We start from the raw sequence: 23,216 nt of genomic DNA, 5'->3' as shown, positions 1-23,216 counted from the left end.
GCCCGCGTATTTCCCATCGGTGAGGCTATGAACAAGAACCTCGCCATCAACATGGGCAATTGCAACCACCGCCGCTACATCCCGCATCTCATCGAACTGGTGCGCAGCAAGGCCATCGACCCCACTGACATCCTGACCCATGCCGTGCCGCTGGGTTCGGCGCTGGATGCCTACAAGGCGTTCGATCTGCGCCGCACCGGCTGGATCAAGGTGGAATTACAGCCGGGCCTGCTTTCGCTCTGAGACCAGGCCGGCAACCCGGCCGTGTCGGCCACGTTCACCCGACATGGAACAGTTCGATCAGATTATCCTCTGGCTGGCCGTTGGCACCGAAGCAGCCGCCGCCCTCATCATTGGCCTCGCGACCCTCGAGGCGATCGGCTACGCCATTCTGGTTTATTTCAGTCATCTGAAGAAAATCCACCCCCTCTCAGCGGACGGGCGCGATCCGCGTGAGGTCATCCGGCTGAAGTTCGGGCGCTGGCTTGCCCTGTCGCTGGAGTTCGCGCTGGCGGCAGACATCCTGCGGACCACCGTCGCCCCCACTTGGAACGAGATCGGCCAGTTGGCCGCCATCATCGTGCTGCGAACCGCGCTGAACTTCTTCCTCCAGCGAGAAATCGAGCAGGCCGAAGCCAAGGCCGCCGAACGCCGCGCAACAGGTCCTGATCCGAGCCTCGTCGCCGCCAGTCCGGAGGCCCGGAATGGAGCATAGCCTGCTGCCCGCCTACCTGCTCGGCTCCACCCTGTTCAGCTATGCCGCTGCGCTGACCGTCACCGGCTTTGTACTCCAGGCGCTTGCTGGTCTTGCGCGCGGCTGGTCGGTCGACCGCACCCGCGGCGTGCTCGTAAGAGGTATGCTGGCGGGTCTGTCCCTCACCGTTGCCGCCACGCTGCTGCGCCTGCTGGCGGCGCGCAGCTGGCAGGACGTAGCCATGATTGCCGTGCTGCTCACCCTGCGCACCGGGTTGAAGCAGGCGCTTCGCCGGGAACAGCGATCCGTGGGGGCCGAATCATTGCCTTGACGATTACTTGCCCCACCGCTCCTCTTCCAGCCGCAGGATCATGGACTGGCTGGCCGTTGCCATCAGCGTACCGTCCTGCGCAAACTGGTGCATGCGCCCGTGGGCAAAACCGCCGTGCACGCCGTGGATGCGAATATCGCACAGCACCCATTCGGTCGGCACCACCGAGCGGAAGCGGATGGTGTTGTCCAGGCTGTTGGCCATGACGTTGCGGCCAATGGCATTGCCCAGAGCAGAGGGGACGAAGTCCGCGATAATGGCCAGCAGCGCCGAGTCGACCGGCTGGCCTTTCATCGGGCGCACCCACAGCACCACGTTGCCGTCCTCACTCACCTCGCCGGTCGGGTGCATGATGCCGTAACGGCCCTTCACCACGCGGATGTCGAGGTAGCTGAACAGATCGTCCGGATGCCGTTCCCAATTTACGTCCAGCGGCTGGCTCTCCTCTGGCGAGGGCACGTCCGGCACCTTTGACCACTGGTGCGACAAGGTGCTTGGCCGCGCGCCCAGCGCCGCGTTCACCGTCAGGATTTCCTTGTCGCGCACGTGGCCCACCACGCGCGCCTGCGTGGTATACCGGCCGCTGACCGGCACCCGCACGTCCAGGTCAACGATGGAGCCGGGGCGGGCATAGTCCAGATACTGCGCCGTCGCCCAGATAGTTGGGCGACCGGTAGTACCCTCCAGTGCGCGAATCGATGCGGCAAGGCCCGCGCCGCCGTACAGGAACTGCCGGCCGGGAATCCCGACACACAGCGGCGGATCCACCGGCAGATACCAGCGGTGCGGGTTATGGGTGGCTTTCAGGTCGAAGAAGGGTGCGTCATTGGTCATGGTGTTCATCAAATCCATGATATCGCTCATGCCCGTTACAATGCGCCTGTCTATGCTGCACTGCAACATCTTCGGCATGTTTCTTCATTCAGCAAGAGTCGCCTGCAGATGACTAACGACTGAGTCGCGCAAAGGGGCGAAATGAAAATGGCCAACGGACAGAATGGGCAGCAAGGAAAATGACCCGAAACGAAAAACGGGCGGCCAGCTTGCGCTGACCGCCCGTCTCATCCCAAGGTCGGCAGCCTCACCGTTTTGGTCGGGGAAAGAGGATTCGAACCTCCGGCCCCTGCGTCCCGAACACAGTGCTCTACCAGGCTGAGCTATTCCCCGTCAGGAAGCCGCCGCCTTGGGTGGCGCGGTTATTGCCCCAATCCGCCGCCTGATGCAAGTATAATGATTAACTCCAGAGCCCAATCCTTAAATTTTTTTCGCGCTCTCTCCAGATTGGCGAAAAACAGCCATTTTTCAGCCGCGCTGGCGCACCTTTACGGTTACCGTCGTCGTGCCTTTGGCTGCAACCGGCACCTGCCAGCGGATGGTATCCGCGTCCAGACGCTCGTGCTTGCGGCTTTCCTCCAGCACTTCCCATTCGCCTGACAGGCCGCTCTGGCGCAGATCAACCGTGACGGCCTGATCCTTCGCGTTCTTCACCTCGTAGGACATGGCCCATTCAACCAGACGCGGCCCGTCTCCCCGATTCAGCACCTGCTGATCCCGCTGAGTCGGCTTCACCGTCACGTCGAACGCCTTGCCCAGCGTCAGGTCCACCTCGCCGCCCTCAGGCGTGTGCTGCACCCGGTCCTCACCAAGGAACTGGCTGCTGCCGCCCCGGTCTTGCCCGTAGAGGCGCACCGTACCCGTAGGCAGCGGCTCGCCAAGTCCATTCCCCTTGGTGTTCCTGAACACCACGCGAATCTCTGCGTTGCGCGCCTGCTCGAACGTCTGCGGACCCCACAGCTCGAAGCGATAGCTGCGCTCCGCCTTCACCGCCTGCGCGGTCACAAGGCTCACCTGCCGGGTCTGGTTGCGCAGCAGCGTCACCGGCTGCGGCAGGGTGTAAAGCTGGAAGTCGCCCATGCTCTCACGGTCGGGGGCGGACGCCGACTCCATCATCGGGGCGGACTGTGCCTTCGCCATGGCCATCACCGGGCGATCATAGCGCTGCTCCACGTTCACATTGCCCGCCATCAGCTGCACGCGGCTGTTGCGGAAGTCGGCATCCGTGTCGTTGCGCAGGGTCGCCCAGCCCTGAAGCATCAGGAGCCCACGTGCCTCATCATAGGAGCCCACATAGTCAGCCTGCCAACCAAGCCCATTGGTCAGGTAAGAGAGGTTCACCGGCTTGGTGCCGCCTGCGCGGCTGTTCACCTTCAGCGTCAGCGTCGGCACCGCCGCCAGCCCTTCCGGTACGGCGTCCAGAACCACACGCGTGAATGTTCCGTCCGGCCGGACCGCCTCGATCTGTCCGTTCCGGCGCACCATCAGCCCGTCGTTCACGGCCAGCAGGTCTACCTGCTCCTGCGTTTCTGCGCCCGTTGCCGGATTCACCCGCACCAGCGTCACGGCCTTGCCCACATACTTGCGGTAGAGTTCGTGCGGCGTCAGGGTCTCCGGCAGGAAGCTGCTTTCCAGCACGGACAGGCCATCGGCTCGCACCAGCACCGTCTCGGGCCGGGTTTCGCGCGGCAAACCGGGAATCATCACCTCGCCCACGCCCTGAGGTAGCGCGAGGGTCCGGCTTTCACGCACCATGCCGAAACCGCCGCTGTAGATCGTTAGCCCAGCCCCATCTGCCGCAGTCGCAGGCGCAGCCAGGCCAAGAACCGCAACACTTGCCGCTGCATGGATAACCCTTTTCATGGAACCCCCTTTTGGAACTATTCCAAAATATTGACCGGTCGCGACTGAACTGCTGCTGAACCGAAATAATGATGATTTTCAGTTATCGCTGCCATAACGGCCGGGGCACATTCCAACAAAAACGCGGGAGAACGCCCAGCGTCCCCCCGCGCAGATGTCAGTCGTGCACCGGCCTTATGGCCGCGCTTGTCCCGCCGGTTCAGGCGCTTACGAGCGCGTCCCGGGTCGGATAGTCGGTGAACCCTTCCGGTCCCGGCGAATACAGCGTCTTGACGTCGAAGGCGGCCAGGGGCGCGCCTTCACGGAAGCGCTCCACCAGATCCGGATTGGAAATGAACAGACGGCCGAAGGATACGGCATCCGCCGTACCGCTGGACACGGCCTCCTGACCCAATTCGTAGGTGAAGCTTTCGTTCAGCACCAGGGGGCCGTTCCAGTGCGCCTTGGCGATTCCCATGCTGTCCACGCCCAGACCCTTCACATTGATTAGGTGCAGATATGCAAGGCCCTTGCCATCCAGCGCTTCCAGCAGCGTGCTGTAGGTCTCGGTCGGGTTTTCGTCAGAGAGGTCGTTGTACGGGTTGCCCGGGCAGATGCGGAAGCCGACGCGGCCCGCACCGGCCACGGCCGTCATCGCCTCGATCGCCTCGACTACGAACCGGATCCGGTTGGCCACGCTGCCTCCGTACTGATCCGTACGCTTGTTTGTGCCAGTCGAAAGGAACTGCGCCGGCAGGTAGCCGCTGGTGCAATGTAGTTCCACGCCGTCGAACCCGGCAGCCAGCGCGTTTCGCGTTGCCTGCGCATACTCCTCGATGACGCCTGCAATCTCGTGGGTTTCCAGAGCGCGCGGCTCCTCCACGTCCTGCATCCCGGCTTCAGTGAACAACTTGGCATTCGCCCGAATGGCAGACGGTGCCACGGTCTCCGCATCCGGATCCTTGTTCAGGCGGCAGGCAATACGGCCCACGTGCATCAGCTGCACCACAATGCGACCGCCTTCGGCGTGGACCGCGTCCGTCACCTTCTTCCAGGCTGCCACCTGCTCGGGCGAGAAAATGCCGGGCGTGCGGCAGTAACCCTTGCCCGCCGGGCTCGGGTGCGCGCCCTCGGTGATGATCAGGCCCGCCGAGGCGCGCTGGCGGTAATATTCGACATGCAGGTCCGTCGGCAGATCGCCGGGAGCGGCGCGGCTGCGCGTCATCGGCGCCATGATGATGCGGTTGCTGATCGAAATATCGCCAAGCGTGCCGGAATCGAAAAGCGACGTCATGATTGGATACTCTCCCCTTTGCAGCCCTGCCTGCCTGTAGACACAGACGGCAAGCCGACCTCAAACCTGTATGGCCAAGCGGAAGCGCAGAGGAGCCACAGCACCCGCCCGCCCTTCCAGCCTTCGCAGCAACATACATCACCTTCCGCAGATTTTCCAAGCAGGCCACATCGCCGCCTGCTGTTTTGCGCGGATAACAATGCTGTGTTCTACGAATTACCAGGTTTCGGCCTTCAAAGAAGGAGGCACCTTCAATCTGCTGCTGCGCTCGCCATCAGCTGACGCTCGGTCTGGGCTTGCGCTTCCAGGAAGGCGCGGGCGATGTTGATGTGGCCGCGGCCGAACACGGAGTCAGTGCCGCGCGGCCCGGCATCCCGGGCGGTTTTCAGCAGCATCTGGGCTGCCTGTCGCCCGTCCAGATGGGGGAAGGCGTCCAGCATCAGCGCAATCGCGCCGGCCACGTACGCGGTGGCGTATGATGTACCCGAGGCCTTGCTGCACCGAACGCTGTCGCAGCTGACGATGATGTTATCGCCAGGGGCCACGATATATCCGTGGCGGGCCCGCCCTGCCCGGTTGGAATAGCGGGTGATCTGCCCGGTGCGGTTTGAGGCGCCCACTGCCAGCACCATTCCCCCATATTCGGGCTCGGCTGCGTAGCGTGCGGGCCATCCGGATTCGTGCCGCCCCTGATTGCCGGACGCTGCCACGATGACCACCCCCGCCTGAACCGCACGCAACAGCGCCGGTTCCAGCGAGGGCAGGCGCTTTGTTCCGGCCAGCGAGAGAATGATGACCTTCGACCCTTGCTCGATCGCATAGTCAATGCCCTGTGCGATGTGCATGCCGCTGAGGATGCACTCGCCCTTCAGGCACGGCACATCCAGATCCGCACGCACCGAGAGGACCGTTACCTCAGGTGCGATGCCCACCAGGCCCGAGCCGTCCCGCGCCGCAGCAAGCGCCGCCGCAATGTTCGCACCATGCGGGCGCTCGTTCCGGCGCGTCCGGTCGGAAATCAGGTCGATGGATTGGGGTGAGACATTGCTCAGCACGTCTTCCGAAGCGCTTTCCATGCCGGTATCTATGATGGCGATCTTCACGCCACGCCCTGTTGCGCCCGCCGCATAAGCGGCGCCCGCCCCGCTGGCCTTGATACCCCAGTTACGCTGGAATTCGGCCTCATAGTCCAGATCCAGCCCTTCGGGCCGCGTAACCGCATCCACGGGCGGACGGCTGGCCGTCTTTGTGGTGGGAGACGGCTCCGGCGTGGCGAATGCCGCAGTTGCGGCCACACACACAACAGAAGCTAACGAAGCAACACAAGCAACTAGGCGCTGTACGCGAGAACGCCGCCGCAACTCCGGCTGCGCCCCGCGCCCATCGGCGCCGAAGCGAATGGGCACGGTTCCAATCCTGTCAGTCGTTGGCGCGCGGCCGCCGTTACACACAGCCGACGCGGAATATCCTCAATGAAGTTCAGTCCCCGCTTGATGCATACGCATTACGGGCCGGCTCTCGTGAAGCCGGATGCCTGCCTCCCCGGACAGGTTCGCCATTGCCTGGCTGTGTACCGGTTGCCACCGGCACTGGGCAGTTAGGGCGCAAATGATCTACTCTCAAGACATATGCGCCAAGCTGTGCATTAATCCGACTGTCGGATAAGGCCTGTCGAACTCCACCCTACCCAATATCGCGGCGCATTTCCGGACCAGAGGCGCCGAGGGCTCTTCGCGCGTTGTATTCCGCAGCCGGCGCCCATCCACCTGTGAGGAACGACATGCTTACACAGCTCAGTGGAGCCCTTCTCGAGCAGGTGCTGGACGGCATTGGAACCCCGTCCTTCGTCGTCAGCGTGGCAGATTCTGATCGCTTCGTTGTGCTCTACAGCAACAAGGCGCTGCAGGCGGCCACGGGCTTGCCACCGGAGCGGGTCCGAAATCAGCTTCCCAGCGATATCGTGACGTTGGAACAGGCTGAAATTTTCAAGCAACATTGTCGCCAATGCAGCCGGACAGGCGAGCCCGTGTCGTTCCAGACACAGCTGACCCTGCCGATCGGTGAGCGCTGGCTCCGGATTACGCTCAGCCCCGTCAGGGATGAAACCGGCAGCGTTGCCCGCATCCTCGGCACGATGATTGATGAGACGGAAGAGTTGCGCACCCAGCAGACGATTCGGTTCCAGAACCTTCTGCTCCAGGCCCAGCAGGAACTTAGTCCGGACGGCATTCTGATCGTGAGTGTCGATGGGACCATCCTCAGCTGGAACGCTCGCTTCCTGCACATGTGGCACCTGGAGGAAAAAGTGCTGCGCGCCGGGCGGCACCTGCTCTACCCGTTTATACTGGCTCAGCTTGTCGAACCGAAAGCCTTCTATGAGCGGGTTGAGGGCTCCTACAGCAATCTGCAGGACGATATTCTCGGCGAAGAATTCGAACTCAAGAACGGCAAGGTCTACCAGCTGTTCAGCCGCGGCCTGATCGGAGAAGGCAATCTGGGTCACGGCCGGATCTGGTTCCTACGCGATGTGACCGAGAATCGGGTTTTCCAACGTCGCCTGAACGAGTCCCTCGCGCTGCAGAATGCCATTCTCGACAGCGCTCATCAGATCATTCTGTCAGTTGATGAAAACCTCGTCTTTCGCAGCTTCAATGCAACAGCCGAGCGGCTTCTGGGTTACAAGGCTGAGGAGCTGATCGGCAAGGAAACGGCCCTCATCCTGCACGATCCCGCCGAGGTCGAAGAACGGCGGGCAGCAAAGAGCCAGGAATTAGGCTGCAATGTCAGCGTCTTTGAACTGCTTCACGGAGAGGTTCTGAAGGGCAAGCCATCGATTACTGAATGGACTTATCTCGGAAAAGGCGGAAACCGCATCCCAGTCGAGCTGTCCCTGACCCGGCTGCACGATGAGCAGGACACCCATCTTGGGTTTCTGGCAATCGCAACGGATATTACCGAGCGCAAGGAGATCGAGCACCGGCTGTTCGAGCTGGCGACTACCGATGGCCTGACCAGACTCTGGAACAGGCGATACTTCACCGAACAGGCCGGACAGTCCCTCAGCCGCGCCAGCCGATATGACGAGAGCCTCTGCGTTGCACTGATCGACATCGACTACTTCAAGCGGGTAAACGACACGTACGGGCATGCCGCAGGCGATACGGTGCTCCATCAGGTTGCACAGGCGCTCAATCAGATGCTGCGCAAGTCCGATTTCATGTGCCGCTGGGGTGGCGAGGAGTTCGCAGCGCTGCTGGTCAATACCGAGCCGAACGAGGCGCTTCTGGTTGCCGAACGCATGCGTCGGGCCGTGATGCACCTGACGATGGACCACGAGGGCACAGAAATTTCAGTCACCATCAGCATCGGCCTGTCAGACCGGCAGTCATCCGAGGAAACACTCGATGCCATCATGTCCCGGGCCGACCAGGCACTTTATGCTGCCAAGGCTTCGGGGCGAAACTGCGTGCAGGCCGCATGGGCTGCGGAGGCCCTCGCGCGCCACGAAGCGGCACCAACGCAGCATTGATCTTCCGGCCTGAAAGCACAAAGAAAAAGGCCGCATTTCTGCGACCTTTCCCATGTCAAATTTCCGATGCTGGAACGCTGCCGTTCTCAGAACGGAATGTCGTCGTCCAGATCGTCCTGCTGCGAGGGGCGACCACCGCCGAAGCCGCCGCCCGAGCCGCCGCGACCACCACCTGACGGGCCACTGCGGAAACCACCACCGCCGCCGCCACCGCCGAAGCCGCCTTCGTCGCCATAGTCGTTGCCGCCGCCGAAGCCGCCGCCACCGCCGCCTTCACCGCGGCTGTCCAGAATGGTCAGCTCGCCGCGATAGCGCTGGAGCACGATTTCCGTGGTGTAGCGGTCCTGACCCTGCTGGTCGGTCCACTTGCGGGTCTGAAGCTGGCCCTCGATATAGATCTTCGAACCCTTGCGCAGATAGTTTTCGGCCACCTTTGCCAGGTTCTCGTTAAAGATCACCACGCTGTGCCACTCGGTGCGCTCCTTGCGCTCGCCGCTGGCGCGGTCACGCCAGGTCTCCGACGTGGCGATGCGCAGGTTGACCACCTTCGAGCCGTCATTGAGCGAGCGTACTTCCGGGTCGCGCCCCAGATTGCCGATGAGAATGACCTTGTTGACGCTTCCCGCCATGCTTCGTTCCGTCTCTGATGTGAATGCAAGAATCTATTCTGAATTCGTGGCGAGACCATACCAACCTGCACGCTCAAATGCCAACCTTGGCGACACGTTCACCCCAAGAAAAACAGCGTCCCAAAGGAAAACCGCGCCGGAGGCCTCCCCCGACGCGGCTTTCAGTGTCAGCAGCTTATACCGCCCTGCTACACGCCCAGAATGGCGCGGGAGATCCAGTAGGTTGCGCCCGCCGCGATGTAGGCCAGGCCGAACAGATAGGCCATCATGAAGCCCATCCACTTCCAGCTGTTGGTCTCGCGACGCACCACGGCCAGCGTGGCGAAGCACTGCGGCGCGAACACGAACCAGGCCAGGAATGCCAGCGCCGTCGGCAGCGGCCATGCCGAGCGCAGCCGGTCCACCAGAGACATTGCCACCTGATCCTCGTCGCCTTCCAGCGAGTACATCATGCCGAGCGCGCTCACCGCGACTTCTCGAGCGGCCATGCCCGGCACCAGCGCAATGGCGATGTCGCGGTTGAAGCCAATCGGCTTCAGCACCGTCTCCAGAGCACCACCGATCCGGCCGACAAGCGAATATTCGATGGCCGGCTTGTCCGCGTTTTCTGGCGGAGCCGGGAAGCTGGCCAGCACCCACAGGACCACAGTGGTTGCAAAGATGATGGTGCCAGCCCGCTTGAGGAAGGCCAGCGCCCGCTGCCACAGGCCCAGCACCACGTCACGCACCACGGGAAGCTGGTACTTGGGCATTTCGATCAGGAACGTCTGCGAAGCGCCCTTGGTCACGGAGCGGCGCAGCACCCAGGCCACCAGCAGCGCGCTGAGCACGCCGGTGACATAAAGGCCGAACATCACCAGACCCTGCAGGCCGAACACGCCGCCCACGGCCCGATCGGGGATGAAGGCTGCGATGATGACAGTATAAACCGGCAGGCGCGCCGAGCAGGTCATCAGCGGCGCAATCATCATGGTGGTCAACCGGTCGCGCGGGTTGTCGATGGTGCGGGTCGCCATGATGCCCGGAATGGCGCAGGCAAAAGACGACAGCAGCGGAATGAACGCACGGCCGTTGAGCCCCACCTTGGCCATCAGCCGGTCCATCATGAACGCGGCGCGCGTCATGTAGCCGGACTGCTCCAGCAGAATGATGAAGAAGAAGAGAATAAGGATCTGCGGCAGGAACACGATCACGCTGCCGACACCGTTGATGATGCCATCATTGATGAGCGACAGCAGCAACCCGTCCGGCAGCACGCTCGCCATCCATTCGGCCAGCGCTGCGAAACCGTCCTCGATCCACGTCATCGGCGCTTCCGCCCAGGCGAACACCGCCTGGAACATGAAGAAGAGAATCGCCGCCAGGATCACCGGGCCGGCCACCGGGTGCAGCACCGCGGCATCCACGGCGCGGGTCACCTTGCGGCCCTGCCCCTCGGAGACCAGCACCTGCCCGGCAATGGCCCGCGCCTGCGCGTTCAACGCCCGCACATCGGCCTTGACCGCAGGCTCAGCGGTTGCGGCCGCCGTGTCGATCAGGCCCGGCAGTTCGGCCAGCAGCGCATCGAGGCCGCGGCGGCGCACCGCCACGGTCGTCACCACCGGCACGCCCAGCAACTCCTGAAGCCGCGACGCGTCGATCCTGATGCCATCGCGTTCGGCCAGATCGATCATGTTGAGCGCCACCACCATGGGCAGGCCCAGCTGCTTCAACTCAAGAACGAAACGCAGGTGGTTGCGAAGGTTGGTGGCATCCACCACGCAGACCATGGCGGCGGGACGCCCCTCCCCTGCCTGCGCGCCCAGCAACACGCGGCGGGTTACTTCCTCGTCGGGGCTGCGCGGGTTGAGGCTGTACGCCCCCGGCAGGTCCACCAGGTCGACAGTGCGGCCATCGGTCAGCGTCAGGCGGGCAGCCTTGCGCTCCACCGTCACGCCCGGATAATTGCCCACCTTCTGGCGCGCACCCGTCAGGGCATTGAACAGCGATGTTTTACCGGCGTTGGGATTGCCGACAACGGCAACGGTTGCAGTCAGGCTGGCCGCGCTCATTCCGCAGCCTCCCGCGCACCGCCAGCCAGCGGGGCGACAACCGGGGACACCGTTACCAGCGCGGCGTCGCGGCGGCGCATCGCCACCACCATGCCTCCCACCTGCACGGCGATCGGATCGCCGCCAATGGGTCCACGGTGCAGAATTTCAACTTCCACACCCTCGTCAAAGCCCATTTCGTAAAGACGCAGGTGCAGGTCTGAGCCACCAGCTTCCGCCGCAATCTCGACAATACGGGCGCGCTGGCCCGGCGACATCGCGCCTAGTGTTACCGGTTCGGACATTAAATTAGTTTCCCAGCCGAAATACGCATTTGAGAAGCACTATCAGACTGCTGCTCAAGCGTCGAGTCCCGGTGGGTCGCACTGCGTCAACCCGTCGGTGAAGTTCACGCGGCCGGGTAGCGCAAACGCCCCAGAAATCGGCTGAGACTCGGTCGGTTGGCGCACAGCTTCTGCAGCTGCGCCTTGCTCTTCTCGAACCGCATCACACCGTCGATGCGCCGGTCGAGGAAACCCCAGGTGTCTGCCAGCCCCTCGCTCTGATCATCCAGCCAGACCAGGAGAGTGGACGAGTAGATTCCGCCCAGCGTGAGGCGCTTTGTATAATAGTTGTAGTCGGTCGCCGTATCTCCGGCAGCCCGCCACATGGCGTCCGCCGTTCGCCACAGGATCTGGGCCAGACGCGCGGCATTTTGAGGCATGCCGAGAATCGAGACCGCCCGGCGGATGGACTCCCGATGTGGGGCGGACAGCTCCAGCCGCACCCGCACGGCGGTCCGGATGCGATCGCGAATCTTCATCGACGGCAGGCCCAGCGCGTCCAGTTGTGCAGTCATCTGCTCATCCAGGCGGGCAATGAAAGCGTCCACCATGTCGATGCCGCCGCCCGGAAACACGAGGCTGGCGCGGTCAGCCGGAATCCCGAGGTCTTCGGCGGCGCGGCTCAGGGCCGCCTGCGTCCAGCCGTCAAAGGGAACGTGGTTGAGCAGCGCGTCCACCAGCACCGGGCGAAGTTCGTCCAGGGTCAGGTCGCCAATAGCCAGTTCGTCGGTAAATTCGGTCATGGTGGCACTATATCCCGCAACTCATGGGGCACGGAAAGCATTATTGTATCGATTCCGCTCTTCACAGCGCTTGTGGCTTCTGATAGGGAGGCCCCTCGCGCCGAAGGCATATGTCTCCGGTGAACAGGATCGGATTGGAGAGAGACGGCCCTCTATGCAGATTATCGTTCGCGACAATAACGTCGATCAGGCCCTGCGCGCTCTTAAGAAGAAGCTGCAGCGCGAAGGTGTGTACCGTGAAATGAAGCTTCGGCGCCACTACGAGAAGCCCTCGGAGAAGCGCGCCCGCGAACGTGCCGCCGCTGTCCGCCGCGCCCGCAAGCTGGAGCGCAAGCGTCAGGAGCGTGACGGGGCATCCCGGTAAGCGACGCTCGCTGAACGGCTGAGCCGCCCTCCGGGGCGGCTTTCGTTTATTCAGTGCGTTTCGTTACTCACCGCTTATTGACTTTTCAGGCTCTCGCAGCCTCAGGGAGTGGGGAAAATGGCGCGTTTTGCCATCGTTCTGGGCATCCTCGTGGTCGGCGCCATCGCGGTGTCGCAGGTGAGCCTGCCTGGAAGCCTGACGGCACAGGCAGCCGGGCGCGAGTATCTCGCAACCAATGCCAAGAAGGAAGGCGTGGTCATCCTGCCCTCCGGCCTACAGATCGAAACCGTCCGCGAAGGTCAGGGCACCGAGCAGCCCGGCCCGCAGGATGTAGTGATGGTCCACTATCGTGGCACCCTGGCGGACGGCACGCCGTTCGACTCGAGCTACGAGCGTGGCGAGCCGGCGGTTTTCCCGCTTCAGGGCGTGATTCCCGGCTGGAGCGAGGGTCTTCAGCACATGAAGCCGGGCGGCCAGTACCGCCTCGTCATTCCGGCCGAGCTGGGCTACGGCCCGCAGGGTGTACCGGGCGCCATTCCGCCCAACGCCGTGCTGGTATTCGAGGTCGAACTGCTGGCATTCCAGCGCGCATCGGACGGGGCGATGTTCCCGCCGCAGCCGCAGGGTCCGGCTGGCGATCCTGCCCCGCAGCAGTAAGCGGCGAAGACAGACCAGATAGAATCAGGGGTGGAAGGGCAACCTTCCGCCCCTTTTCTTTTGTCCGCATTACTTTCGGCCCGGCAACAGCGCCGGAATCAGCAGCGTCAACCAGCCTGCAATGGTGATCGATCCGCCCAGCGGTGCCATGCCCGTTGGCGGCACAACCCCGCCCAGCACACGCAGGCCTATGGCTGTAGCGAACAACCCTACGCCCAGCGCGATCAGCGCCGCAGGAAGGCGCAGAAATCGGCCCATGCGCCGCCCGCTGCGCGCCGCGATCAGCGCCAGCGCCACCACAATGCCCGCATGAGCCATCAACAGGGTCGCAGCACTTCCAAGCGCCTCCGAGGGAATCGCATGAGCGCTCACCGCTGCCAGCGCCACGCCCGCAGCACCCTCAACCGCCCCCACTCCCACCAGCACGCGCGACAATCCGGCAAGTCCTTGTTCCGGCTCGGCCTCAGGGTGCGCCATCACACATCTCCCATTGAACATCAGGTATCAGCTTCCAACATAACTGCTCGCGCCTGTCGTTACGCCCCCCTGCGGCATTGCTGCACTGTTAGCGGAAAAAGCGCACCCTTGGGCGGCCCTTGGGGTGGAAATCACCATCCCGGACTTTTAAGGTGCGCCACCCACAAGCGGCCAGTGCACAGGCGAAAGGAAAGGACGGGGCATGACAGGGGCATTACGTTCCGCACGCGGGTCAGCGCGCCCTGAACACCCGCACGGTGCACGTCCGCATGGGGGCTTTGCAGCTCCGCAGTTTCAGTGAGACCTGTTTAACGATGTTCAAGCGCCTTGCCGCCGGCATGGCGGCGCTCCCTCGCCTCCCACGTTATCTGCTCGTGGGCCACGTCGGTTTCCAGATCGACGCCATCGTCACACTGGTCCTCACCGGTCAGGGCGGCATTGATCCTCGTGTGTCACGTATTCCGGCGTTTCTCCTCGCCAGTCTCGCCACCTACATGCTGAATCGCTACTGGACCTTCGGTGTCTCGCGGGAGGAGGGCAAGTTCTTCCGCGGCTGGATCGCCTACATGGTCGCCACCAGCGTCGGCGCGCTGTGCAACTACATGGCCTACGCCTCGGTCATCACCTGGTACGGCGAAGGCTTCTGGCATGTGGTCACCGCACTCGTCGCCGGGTCGTTCGCGGGCCTTGCCGTCAGCTATCTGGCCTCGTCCAAGTTCGTCTTCGCCTCGGCCAAGAGCTCCGGCTGAAGCCGGAACCCGAGATCCTGCCGGCGGGGCATGCCCTGCCGGCCACATAGGATCAGAACGCCTCGCCAAGCCGGTCCTGCAGCGCCCGCGCGCCGCCCTGCCCGTGCTCCATCAGGCTCGCCTCGATGCGGGACACCCGCTCGTAAAGCTCACGGCTGCGGCGGATAAGGGCAAGGGCCGGAGCAGGCAACCGGGTCAGACGCGGCTCCTTCGTCTCATCCGAGCCTTCCACGAAGCCGAGCCGGCGCTCCGGCACGCTAGCCTCCGCCGGCGTCATCTCGCCCGCGGCCACGGCCTTGCCCACCATCAGCCATGAAATCACATGCATCAGCCGCGTCGTCACCTTCAGCGATTCACAGCTGAACAGCACACGTTCCATCGGCTCCAGATCGAGTCGGTCATCCTGCCCGGTCTGGGCAAAATATCCGCGCGCCTCGTCCGCAAGCGCAAGCGCCTCAGCATAAAGCGGGTCGATGAGCGCAGGTGTCAGCACGGTGGGGGAAGATGTCTCTGTCATCCCGCCACTAAAGCATTTTAAGGCCCTCCGGAACAGGGGCCGAAGCGCCTGGAAAGCTCAGAAAGTGAGCCGGAAGCTGCGCTGCGATACATGCGACGCTGTCTCTGCGACCTGAGGGTGGTTTCGGCTTTATAGCCTTCAGACGATATTCTCGAAACCCGAGGACGGAGCTGCTACTCCGCCCTCGGGCGTTCGAGTTAGAACGTGGTTCCGAGGAATATTCTGATCACTCTCCACTCGACCCGAATTGCGAGCGTCCTTCTCTCACTTCTTTCGAGAAAAGGTTGGCGGGCCTATCCCGTCGACTTCTCGTTTTATACGGTTCCCAGTTCACACACCCAGGGCGAGACCAGTCGATATTCGACCATAAGCCTTTGTGTTAATTCATGATTTAGACAACCTGCGCAGCACTTCCCCGCGCAGCAGGGCGCATTTGCCATGCGTCATTCCGCCACCAATCGAAACGCAACGATTCCCTCTTGAAACCCCAGATGCGAATACCCAAGTTGTTTTTTGCAGGACGCTGAAGGTTTCGGGTCCTGAACAACAAGTTGTCCGGCCTGTTGGCGGACAAAAAAGGCCAATTGCTCAAGAAGGAGAATAGGTCATGCGAGCTTTCGATTTCTCTCCCCTGTTGCGTTCTTCCATCGGTTTTGAAAATCTGAACCGACTTGTTGATTTTGCTTCTCGGCTCGACAATTCGGATATTGCCTATCCACCGTACAATATTGAGAAGCTGAGCGAAGACGGCTACCGCGTTTCTTTGGCTGTCGCCGGCTTTGGTACCGATGAACTGGACATCACGGTTCACGACAACACTCTGATCGTCAGCGGCAAGGGCCGCGACGATCAGGCTGAGCGGGAGCGCAGCTTCCTGCACCGCGGCATTGCAAAGCGCGCGTTCGAGCGCCGCTTCCAGCTGGCCGACACGGTGAAGGTAACCGGCGCGTCCTATGCTGACGGCCTTCTCAACATCGATCTCGTTCGCGAGGTGCCTGAGCACAAGCGCCCCCGCAAGATCGAGATCGCAACCGGCCCGCAGGCGGATGTCCTCCCGCCCGTGGTCGAGGGTCAGCGGCTCGCCGCCGAGTAATCGCGGCTTCTCCTCTCCCTGATCCCTGCCCCCGACCGGGCCCGGCTGAAAAGCCGGGCCCGTGCCGTTTCTGGAAACAGGCAAGCAACAGCCGCTCGCGCCTCAGGGATCAGAAGCTCGCAGTGACCGAGGCCACTACGCCTGCGCCGCCGAGATTGCCGCCGGATGCGCCCGGCACCCGCACATTGCTGTCAACGTAGCTCAGGCCGAACGTCAGGCCATATGCCCTGACCGTGCCGCCAAGCTGCCAGTCCCACTTGCCGTTGTCGCTGGCATCAAGAACACCGGTCTCATAGCCGATGCGGGCCACGAGTGTGGCGGGCGTGCCCGGCACTGCAAAGTCAGCGCCGCCATAGACATAGAAATTGTCAGCCTTCGCGCCGAAGGCGTTGCGCAGGCTGTCCTGCTTGGGTGCATAGGCCACGCCAAGCGTCGGCGTCAGCGGGCCAAGCGCGTAGGACAGGCTGGCATTGCCCTCCAGGTAGTCGATGTTGCCGTCACCCGGGTACAGGTAATAAGCAAAGCTGACGTTCGTGCTGAAGCCGTTTCCAATATCGCCGCCATAGCCGACGAAAAGATCGACCTCTACATCCGCACCGCCTGCGGTTTCCTTGATCGTCGAACCCCAGACACCTGCATAGAAGCCGGAAAGCGTGGAGACCGTCAGGCCGCCCTGCACCGCCGGGTCCTTGTCCGAGAGCGACAGGCCCCGGAACCGGTAATCAGAGACCACCCCGGCGTCGGCAGTAACCGAGACGGTGGGCGAAAGCTCCTTCGCCTTCACCTTCCCGGCAGAGAGAGTCGTCCCGCACAGCATCGCCGATACAAGGCCGAGCGTAGATAAAGCAACGCAACGCATGATGTTCTAGTCCGTAATTGAAAAGTTGAAGTCGGTGCGGCCGCTGTCAGGCGGCGCGCACGGTTGCAAGAAACTCAGCGACCTGGGCTTTCAGTTCGTCAGCGTTGCGCGCAAGGCTGCTGGCCGAGCTTTGAACGATCGTCGCTGCATTGCCCGTATCGGCCGCGGCCTTGGTCACGCCGCCGATGTTGCTCGACACCTCGTTCGTGCCCTGCGCCACCTCGTGCACATTTCCGGCAATTTCGGCGGTGGCGGCCCGCTGCTGCTCGACCGCGCTGGCAATTGCTGCCGCCACGCTATCGACGCGATGAATTGCCTCGCCAACACCTTCGATCGCGCCAACAACGGCGCCGGTGCTGCGCTGGATCTGCCCGATCTTCTGGGCGATTTCACCCGTCGCAACCGCCGTCTGGTTGGCAAGGTTCTTGACCTCGCTGGCAACGACCGCAAAGCCCCGGCCAGCCTGTCCGGCGCGCTCCGCCTCGATCGTAGCATTCAGCGCCAGAAGCTTGCTCTGTTCGGCGACGTCGCGGATCATGTGGATGACCTGGCCGATCTCCTGCGCTGCCTTCTCAAGCTCGGCGACAACGGCAACCGTCTCGCGCGTCTGCTTTGTCGCCTGCGTTGCAATGGCTGCCGAGGACGCCGCCTGCTGCCCGATCTCCCGAACCGACGCCGAGAGTTCTTCCGTTGCACCGGCCACCATGTTGACGTTGCTGGCAGCCTGATCGGACGCCGCGGCAACCAGCGTTGCCTGCCGGCTGGTTTCCTCGGCGGCCGAGGCCATCATGCCGGCCGTCGATTCCATTTCCACCGCGGCCGACGCCACCATATCCACAACCGTCTTGACCGAAGCTTCGAATTCATCGGCCATCTTCAGCAATGCCGCCTTGCGCTCGGCCTCGGCACGGGCCTTGGCTTCGGCCGCCTCGGCCTCCTGACGGGCCTTGGCCTCCTCGGCTTCCCGGGCAGCGCGCGCCTTCTCCGCCTCTGCGCGGGCGCTGGCCTCGGCCGCTTCAGCTTCCAGCCGCTGCATTTCCAGCGCGTTGTCCTTGAAGCGGGTCATGGCCGCAGCCAGTCCGCCGATCTCGTCCCTGCGATCGCGCGCCGGCACATCCACGCTCAGGTCGCCATTGGCTAGCCGCGCCATTGCTGCAGTCATTCCCGCAAGCGGACGCCGGATGATCGCGACCGCAGTCAGAAACAGCGCGCCAAGCACAACGGCAATGATCAGCACGCCGCCACCCAACACCGCCTTCATCAGGTCATTGACCGGCTTCAGCACCGTTGCAGACGGCACGTCCATCACCAGGGCCCAGGTCCTGTCCAGCCCCGGCAGGACAACCGGGGCCACGAGGCGCTCTACCGCGCCCGTCTCATCGGCAACGCCCGTAATGCGCGCTGGCGCGCCGTCGGAAATTACCTGATCCACAAATTCGCCGCCGGGGCCGTCATAGGGCTTGGTGCGCAGGGAAGCATCGGGGTGCGACACCCAGTTCTTGTCGTTGGTCAGGAGCATCACCCGACCGTCGCCGAACGGACGGATTTCTCCCAGCCGGTTCGATAACTGGCTGAGTTCCACGTCAAGCCCAGCAACGCCGATGACCTTGTCGCCTGCGCGCACCGGGAATGTGACCGAGGTCATCAGTACCGACTTGCCGCCCACTTCCCAGGAATAGGGAGCGGTGATCCACGGACGTCCCGTCGAGAACGGCTGCGCGAAATACTCGGCCTCGAAAACGCTGGCGTCCTCAACCGGCTGCTGGATGAGCTTCCCGTTGTCCAAAACCCAGTAAGGCAGAAACTGGCCCTGGCTGTTCGTACCTAGATCGGTACGACCCGTGAGCTGCGCGTCACGTCCGTCGTAACCGGTCGGGGCAGAGATGAACCATGCGCCGAAAACCATGTCCGTCGCGTCGGAATTGCGCCGCAGGATCTCAAGCACAACCTTGCGATCCGGCCCGCTCTTTTCATGTGCCGCGCCGATGGCGGCCGCCATTGCCCGTGCAGCCGCCTCGACCCGGCCGAAATCTGACGCAACCATAACAGAGGCCTGCGTTGCCGTTGCCTCGCCATAGCGATCCGACAGGCTGCGAACCATGCCTCCGGTCGTGTTGACGACGAACCAGGAAGCCAGAATCAACAAAGCGCCGATCGCCAACCCGGCAATAAATACAAGCTTCCCGGCGACCGTGAACCGTTCGAGCAAACGCATAAGCCATCCATGCAACAAGTTAAGCCACTTACTTAGCAGGCATGGACACAGTATCGCCGAGCGGTTGACGCCGCGTTAACGTTGATCCCTCCCAGAACTGGCAGATTTCGGGCCGAACCCTGCCCTCATCAAGGGTTCGCCAACAGATACATTCACCAGCTGATACAAAAGGATCAGGCCCGGGCGGGGGCCGGGCCTGATCACCATTCTGGCTGCTGCAAGGGTCTGTGCGTTAGGACGGAAAACTTACGACATTTTCCGTTCTGACGAGATAACGCGGAACCGCTGCAGTTGCGCCTTCGGCTCGTCCCATGCCGGAGCCAGTTCAGCGGCCATGCGATAATCGTGATAGGCCGAACGCACGTCACCCATCAGTTCGTTCACGACACCGCGCGTGTAATAGCCCACGTGCGCCTTGCTTGGCCGCAGCTCGAGACCACGCGTCAGCGCCACTTCGGCTTCCCGGTCCTTCTGCTGGAACATGTAGGCAATGCCCAGGTTCACGTACGCCTCGCCCATGTCCTGCCGCATGGTCAGGGCTTTCTCGTAATCAGCCACCGCACCGTTCAGGTCTTTCAAACCCATTTTCACGATGCCGCGGTTCACCAGCGTCGCTGCCCGATCGTAATGCGACAGCTCCGTCTCGCCCAACGCTTCGGAGCAATGGGCCAGCGCCTTCTCGTTGTAATCGCGGCTCTCCGCCGCCTCGTAGCAGGCGCGGGCGTTGCCCGTGCCCAGCACCGTCACGCCGGCCGCGGCCGAGCCCGCCGCCAGCACTCCCATGACACTCAACGCCACCGTTACCGTCAGGAATGCATTGCTTCCCATGGCGGCCTCCTCCGCTGTGGCCGGGCGGCGTCCTGCCGACCGGCGGTCAGGTTGAGGAGGCCAGCTTAACATAAGCGTGAACGGGCCGCACCGGAGCAGCTTTGCAGCATGCCTCCTTTACGACCCGTTCCAACCGACCAATGAGGTAGTTCGTCGCTTTACGCTCAGGCGGGCTCGTCCAGCTTAATCACGCCGCGACGGATCTGGTCCAGCTCGATGGACTCGAACAGGGCGCGGAAATTGCCCTCGCCGAAGCCCTCGTTGCCCTTGCGCTGGATGATCTCGAAGAAGATCGGCCCGATCACGTTGCGGGTGAAGATTTGCAGCAGCAGCCCCTGCCCCTGCGTCGGTGCGCCGTCCACGAGAATGCGCCGCTTGCGCAACTCGTCCAGCGGCTCGCCGTGGCCGGGCACACGGCCATCCAGCTGGTCGTAATAGGTGTCCAGCGTGTCCTGGAACGGCACGCCGTTGGCAGAGAGCGTATCCACCGTCCGGTAAATGTCCGCCGATCCCAGGGCGATGTGCTGGATGCCCTCGCCCTTGTAGTCGTTGATAAATTCCTCGATCTGGCTCTTGTCGTCCTGGCTTTCGTTGATCGGGATGCGGATCTTGCCGCACGGGCTGGTCATGGCGCGACTGACGAGACCGGTCACCTTGCCCTCGATGTCGAAGTAGCGGATCTCGCGGAAGTTGAAGAGCTTCTCGTAGTAGCCCGCCCACGTGTCCATGTTGCCGCGGCGCACATTGTGGGTCAGGTGGTCGATGTAGGTCAGGCTGGCGTTGGCCGCCTGCATCTTCTCCTGCCATCCGTCCTCGAACACGAAGTCCACGTCGTAGATGGTCTTGTCGCCGTAGCGGTCCACCAGATAGATGCGGCTTCCGCCAATGCCCTCGATGGCGGGAATGTTCAGCTCCATCGGCCCGGCATTCGTCGGGCAGGCCGTTGCACCCAGCTCTACCGCGCGCCTCAGTGCGTAGGCCGCATCCTTCACCCGGAACGCCATGGCGCAGGCGCACGGCCCGTGCTCGCGGGCGAAGGCCTGCGCGAAGCTGTCCGGCTCGGCGTTGATGATGAAATTGATGTCCCCCTGCTTGTGCAGGGTCACGTCCTTCGAGCGGTGACGCGCCACCACCGGGAAGCCCATGTGCTCGAACAGCTCGCGCAGCAGCTTTGGGTCCGGTGCGGCATATTCAACGAACTCGAACCCGTCCGTGCCCATGGGGTTCTCGATACCCAGCGGCGTCGCGTTTTCACTGTTAAGTTGTTGCATTTGTACCGTTGCGGTCATGGTCAAGGCTCCTGCGCCCCGCTAGAGTTGGTCTGATAGACAATGTAGTTACATTTGAAACCAATGCCAAGCCGAACTCCCTTGTCCGACACCGGTGTGCTGATTCTGGAAGAGTTTTTGCCGTTCCGGCTCTCGGTCCTATCCAACCGGGTCAGCAGCGCCGTTGCCAAACTCTACGAGGACCGATTCGACCTGAAGCTGCCCGAGTGGCGCATCATGGCCATTCTCGGGCGCAACCCGAACCTCACCGCCTCGCAGATCGTCGACATCTCCCGCATGGACAAGGTGGCCATCAGCCGGGCGGTGAAGCGTCTGGTGGAAATGGAGCGTCTCACTGCCACCGGCGATCCGCAGGACGCCCGCCGTCAGCGCCTCAACCTGTCGGACGAGGGATGGAAGATCTACGATCAGATCGTGCCGCTGGCCCTCAGCGTCGAGGAAAAGCTCCTGGCCGGCATGAACGAGGAAGAGCGCGCGGCCCTGCACACCGCCATCACCCTTCTCGACCGCGCCGCCGCCAAGCTGGACTAGGCCGCCCCTGCCCCCTAAGGAGGGGCGAGTATTTAGTCCTGTGAGGGTCAGATGAGCGCCGAGAACGAAGAATACGTATATGACGAAGCCACCGGCGACTGGGTCACCGCAAGCGAGCTGGCGACCCGTCAAGCCGCGGCCGGTGCCGTCGAGGTGCGGGATTCCGTCGGCAACCTGCTGGCAGACGGCGATTCCGTCACCCTCGTCAAAGATCTGAAGGTCAAAGGCGCAGGCACTACTCTGAAGCGCGGAACCGTCATCCGCTCCATCCGCCTCACCGGCGACGATCAGGAAATCGACTGCAAGTTCGAAGGCATCAAGGGCCTCGTCCTGCGTGCCGAGTTCGTGAAGAAGAACTGATCGGTTCACTCAAAGGGATCATACGGGGGCCTGCAACCCCCGCGCCCCCTTTCGTTTTCCGGGCCGCACCTCTGATTTTTCGCCGGTGCCCACGGGATCCGGTACAGTCGGCCGTTTCAACCGACCCGCCGCGCGCTTTCCTGGATCTGATGCCTCCAGATTGGAAAAGGCTCTAAGGCGCCTCACTGCCCACCTTGGCCAGCACCTCGCCGGGGATGGCGTAGTGTTTCACCACCAGATCATGGTTGGTCAGCCCCAGCGCCTCCCGCTGGATGAAGTAGCGCCACACTGCATTGGCGGCGTCCTGCACCATCCGCTGCCGCGTTTCAGGGTCGGGCGCATCCGCGCCGCGCAGGGCCGCAAGCGTACGTTCCACCTCGCGGCCGTAGCGGCCGAGGGAGACGGCCTGCTCCCCTTTTAACTCCCGTTCAAGCCCGCTGAGGCTCGCCTCCCGTGCGGATTGAGTCACGGGCACCCTTGGCCGGTCGTCCACCATTGCGAGCCTCCCGTCGCTACACCCTGCCCGCGCCTTCCAGACCGCCAGTTTCCTCCAGCGTGCCGCCGGCCCTGCGCCGCTGGCTGAGCAGGCTGAGCAACGCCGGCAGCATAACGAAGGTGGTGGCGATGGCGAACACGAAGATAAGCGCTGTCATCAGACCCAGCTTGGCGATGATCTCGAACTCGCTGAATGCAAGGATGAGAAAGCCCACCACCAGCACGGCGGAGGCGATCCACAACTCCATGCCGACGCCGCGAAAGGCATCCAGCACCGCCTGCTTGGCATCGCCGCCAGTCTCCCGCCGGGCGCGGGAGAAGTTCATCATGAAGTGCGTCACCGAGTCCACGGTGAGGCCCAGCGCACAGGAGGTCACGAACGCGGCATAAAGACCGTAGTCGCCCTGAATGACCAGCCACGCACCGAACGCCATGATGACCGGAATGATGCTGGGAATGAGGGCCACGAACCCCAGCAGCGGAGAGCGCAGCGCAATCGCCGTCATCAGGCC

Annotated in this window: 25 protein-coding genes, 1 tRNA gene and 1 pseudogene; 10 read left to right on the top strand and 17 right to left on the bottom strand. The window is 63.0% G+C overall.

Going from position 1 to position 23,216, the window contains the following annotated elements:
• The 3 genes and pseudogenes from VIG90_RS13930 to VIG90_RS13920 form a co-directional block, all read left to right on the top strand.
• Positions 1–243: pseudogene (locus VIG90_RS13930) on the top strand (aldehyde dehydrogenase); the annotation flags it as partial.
• Positions 244–286: 43 nt separating this feature from the next.
• On the top strand, positions 287–715 hold the full coding sequence (locus tag VIG90_RS13925; protein WP_331594125.1) for a DUF1622 domain-containing protein: 429 nt from the start codon (positions 287–289) through the stop codon (positions 713–715).
• The gene (locus VIG90_RS13920; RefSeq protein WP_331594124.1) at positions 705–1,025 is read left to right on the top strand and encodes a DUF1622 domain-containing protein; all 321 of its coding nucleotides are present in this window, start codon (positions 705–707) and stop codon (positions 1,023–1,025) included. The genes VIG90_RS13925 and VIG90_RS13920 overlap by 11 nt, the downstream gene beginning before the upstream one ends.
• A gap of 3 nt (positions 1,026–1,028) precedes the next feature.
• Here VIG90_RS13920 and VIG90_RS13915 read toward each other — a convergent pair whose 3' ends face one another.
• The 5 genes from VIG90_RS13915 to VIG90_RS13895 all read right to left on the bottom strand — a co-directional run bounded on the left by VIG90_RS13915 (position 1,029) and on the right by VIG90_RS13895 (position 6,221).
• A complete protein-coding gene (locus tag VIG90_RS13915) occupies positions 1,029–1,877 on the bottom strand; it encodes an acyl-CoA thioesterase (RefSeq protein ID WP_331594123.1) in 849 nt (282 codons plus the stop codon).
• A 238-nt stretch (positions 1,878–2,115) separates the two neighbouring features.
• A tRNA-Pro gene (locus VIG90_RS13910) sits at positions 2,116–2,192 on the bottom strand.
• A 135-nt stretch (positions 2,193–2,327) separates the two neighbouring features.
• Positions 2,328–3,722: a DUF4139 domain-containing protein gene (locus VIG90_RS13905; protein ID WP_331594122.1), complete on the bottom strand. Its 1,395-nt coding sequence runs from the start codon at positions 3,720–3,722 to the stop codon at positions 2,328–2,330.
• 199 nt (positions 3,723–3,921) lie between these two features.
• Positions 3,922–4,995: an alkene reductase gene (locus VIG90_RS13900; RefSeq protein ID WP_331594121.1), complete on the bottom strand. Its 1,074-nt coding sequence runs from the start codon at positions 4,993–4,995 to the stop codon at positions 3,922–3,924.
• A gap of 251 nt (positions 4,996–5,246) precedes the next feature.
• Positions 5,247–6,221 carry a S8 family peptidase gene (locus VIG90_RS13895; RefSeq protein ID WP_331594120.1) on the bottom strand — a complete coding sequence of 325 codons (975 nt, stop codon included), beginning with the start codon at positions 6,219–6,221 and terminating at the stop codon, positions 5,247–5,249.
• A gap of 554 nt (positions 6,222–6,775) precedes the next feature.
• Here VIG90_RS13895 and VIG90_RS13890 point away from each other — a divergent pair.
• On the top strand, positions 6,776–8,524 hold the full coding sequence (locus VIG90_RS13890; RefSeq protein WP_331594119.1) for a diguanylate cyclase: 1,749 nt from the start codon (positions 6,776–6,778) through the stop codon (positions 8,522–8,524).
• 86 nt (positions 8,525–8,610) lie between these two features.
• Here VIG90_RS13890 and ssb read toward each other — a convergent pair whose 3' ends face one another.
• From ssb to VIG90_RS13870, 4 genes are all read right to left on the bottom strand, one after another.
• On the bottom strand, positions 8,611–9,153 hold the full coding sequence (ssb, locus tag VIG90_RS13885; RefSeq protein WP_331594118.1) for a single-stranded DNA-binding protein: 543 nt from the start codon (positions 9,151–9,153) through the stop codon (positions 8,611–8,613).
• A 188-nt stretch (positions 9,154–9,341) separates the two neighbouring features.
• Positions 9,342–11,204: a ferrous iron transport protein B gene (gene feoB / locus VIG90_RS13880; protein WP_331594117.1), complete on the bottom strand. Its 1,863-nt coding sequence runs from the start codon at positions 11,202–11,204 to the stop codon at positions 9,342–9,344.
• Entirely contained in the window at positions 11,201–11,488 is a 288-nt protein-coding gene (locus tag VIG90_RS13875) for a FeoA family protein (protein ID WP_331594116.1), read from the bottom strand. The genes feoB and VIG90_RS13875 overlap by 4 nt, the downstream gene beginning before the upstream one ends.
• A 104-nt stretch (positions 11,489–11,592) precedes the next feature.
• Positions 11,593–12,270, bottom strand: a complete 678-nt coding sequence (locus VIG90_RS13870; RefSeq protein ID WP_331594115.1) for a COQ9 family protein — start codon at positions 12,268–12,270, stop codon at positions 11,593–11,595.
• Positions 12,271–12,424: 154 nt separating this feature from the next.
• Here VIG90_RS13870 and rpsU point away from each other — a divergent pair, with 154 nt between their 5' ends.
• Positions 12,425–12,634, top strand: coding sequence for a 30S ribosomal protein S21 (gene rpsU / locus VIG90_RS13865; protein ID WP_259277421.1), 210 nt, complete (start codon positions 12,425–12,427; stop codon positions 12,632–12,634).
• A 117-nt stretch (positions 12,635–12,751) separates the two neighbouring features.
• A complete protein-coding gene (locus VIG90_RS13860) occupies positions 12,752–13,291 on the top strand; it encodes an FKBP-type peptidyl-prolyl cis-trans isomerase (RefSeq protein ID WP_331594114.1) in 540 nt (179 codons plus the stop codon).
• 69 nt (positions 13,292–13,360) lie between these two features.
• On the opposite strand, the gene VIG90_RS13855 is transcribed toward VIG90_RS13860, so the two are convergent.
• Positions 13,361–13,768: a hypothetical protein gene (locus VIG90_RS13855; RefSeq protein ID WP_331594113.1), complete on the bottom strand. Its 408-nt coding sequence runs from the start codon at positions 13,766–13,768 to the stop codon at positions 13,361–13,363.
• A 314-nt stretch (positions 13,769–14,082) separates the two neighbouring features.
• Here VIG90_RS13855 and VIG90_RS13850 point away from each other — a divergent pair, with 314 nt between their 5' ends.
• The gene (locus VIG90_RS13850) at positions 14,083–14,517 is read left to right on the top strand and encodes a GtrA family protein (RefSeq protein WP_331594112.1); all 435 of its coding nucleotides are present in this window, start codon (positions 14,083–14,085) and stop codon (positions 14,515–14,517) included.
• 52 nt (positions 14,518–14,569) lie between these two features.
• Here VIG90_RS13850 and VIG90_RS13845 read toward each other — a convergent pair whose 3' ends face one another.
• Positions 14,570–15,034 carry a DUF1465 family protein gene (locus VIG90_RS13845; protein WP_331594111.1) on the bottom strand — a complete coding sequence of 155 codons (465 nt, stop codon included), beginning with the start codon at positions 15,032–15,034 and terminating at the stop codon, positions 14,570–14,572.
• Positions 15,035–15,641: 607 nt separating this feature from the next.
• Here VIG90_RS13845 and VIG90_RS13840 point away from each other — a divergent pair.
• A complete protein-coding gene (locus VIG90_RS13840) occupies positions 15,642–16,127 on the top strand; it encodes an Hsp20 family protein (RefSeq protein WP_331594110.1) in 486 nt (161 codons plus the stop codon).
• A gap of 109 nt (positions 16,128–16,236) precedes the next feature.
• On the opposite strand, the gene VIG90_RS13835 is transcribed toward VIG90_RS13840, so the two are convergent.
• From VIG90_RS13835 to hppD, 4 genes are all read right to left on the bottom strand, one after another.
• Positions 16,237–16,986 carry a TorF family putative porin gene (locus tag VIG90_RS13835; protein WP_331594109.1) on the bottom strand — a complete coding sequence of 250 codons (750 nt, stop codon included), beginning with the start codon at positions 16,984–16,986 and terminating at the stop codon, positions 16,237–16,239.
• Positions 16,987–17,032: 46 nt separating this feature from the next.
• Positions 17,033–19,201 (bottom strand): methyl-accepting chemotaxis protein, encoded by a 2,169-nt coding sequence (locus tag VIG90_RS13830; protein ID WP_331594108.1) that lies wholly within the window; start codon positions 19,199–19,201, stop codon positions 17,033–17,035.
• A gap of 246 nt (positions 19,202–19,447) precedes the next feature.
• On the bottom strand, positions 19,448–20,029 hold the full coding sequence (locus VIG90_RS13825) for a tetratricopeptide repeat protein (RefSeq protein WP_331594107.1): 582 nt from the start codon (positions 20,027–20,029) through the stop codon (positions 19,448–19,450).
• A gap of 164 nt (positions 20,030–20,193) precedes the next feature.
• Positions 20,194–21,318: a 4-hydroxyphenylpyruvate dioxygenase gene (gene hppD, locus VIG90_RS13820; RefSeq protein WP_331594106.1), complete on the bottom strand. Its 1,125-nt coding sequence runs from the start codon at positions 21,316–21,318 to the stop codon at positions 20,194–20,196.
• 81 nt (positions 21,319–21,399) lie between these two features.
• On the opposite strand from hppD, the gene VIG90_RS13815 reads away from it, so the two are divergent.
• Together VIG90_RS13815 and VIG90_RS13810 are read left to right on the top strand one after the other, a co-directional pair.
• Positions 21,400–21,849 carry a MarR family winged helix-turn-helix transcriptional regulator gene (locus VIG90_RS13815; protein WP_331594105.1) on the top strand — a complete coding sequence of 150 codons (450 nt, stop codon included), beginning with the start codon at positions 21,400–21,402 and terminating at the stop codon, positions 21,847–21,849.
• A 51-nt stretch (positions 21,850–21,900) separates the two neighbouring features.
• Positions 21,901–22,209, top strand: a complete 309-nt coding sequence (locus tag VIG90_RS13810) for a zinc ribbon domain-containing protein YjdM (RefSeq protein ID WP_331594104.1) — start codon at positions 21,901–21,903, stop codon at positions 22,207–22,209.
• A gap of 172 nt (positions 22,210–22,381) precedes the next feature.
• On the opposite strand, the gene VIG90_RS13805 is transcribed toward VIG90_RS13810, so the two are convergent.
• Entirely contained in the window at positions 22,382–22,705 is a 324-nt protein-coding gene (locus tag VIG90_RS13805) for a DUF6665 family protein (protein ID WP_331594103.1), read from the bottom strand.
• Positions 22,706–22,721: 16 nt separating this feature from the next.
• Positions 22,722–23,216, bottom strand: a 495-nt coding sequence (locus tag VIG90_RS13800; RefSeq protein WP_331594102.1) for an MMPL family transporter, incomplete at its 5' end; no start/stop codon positions are given.

This window comes from Pedomonas sp., assembly GCF_036515995.1.
GTDB lineage: Bacteria > Pseudomonadota > Alphaproteobacteria > Sphingomonadales > Sphingomonadaceae > Pedomonas.
Note: the sequence above shows the minus strand (reverse complement) of the source record. Positions and strands in the feature narration are given on the sequence as shown.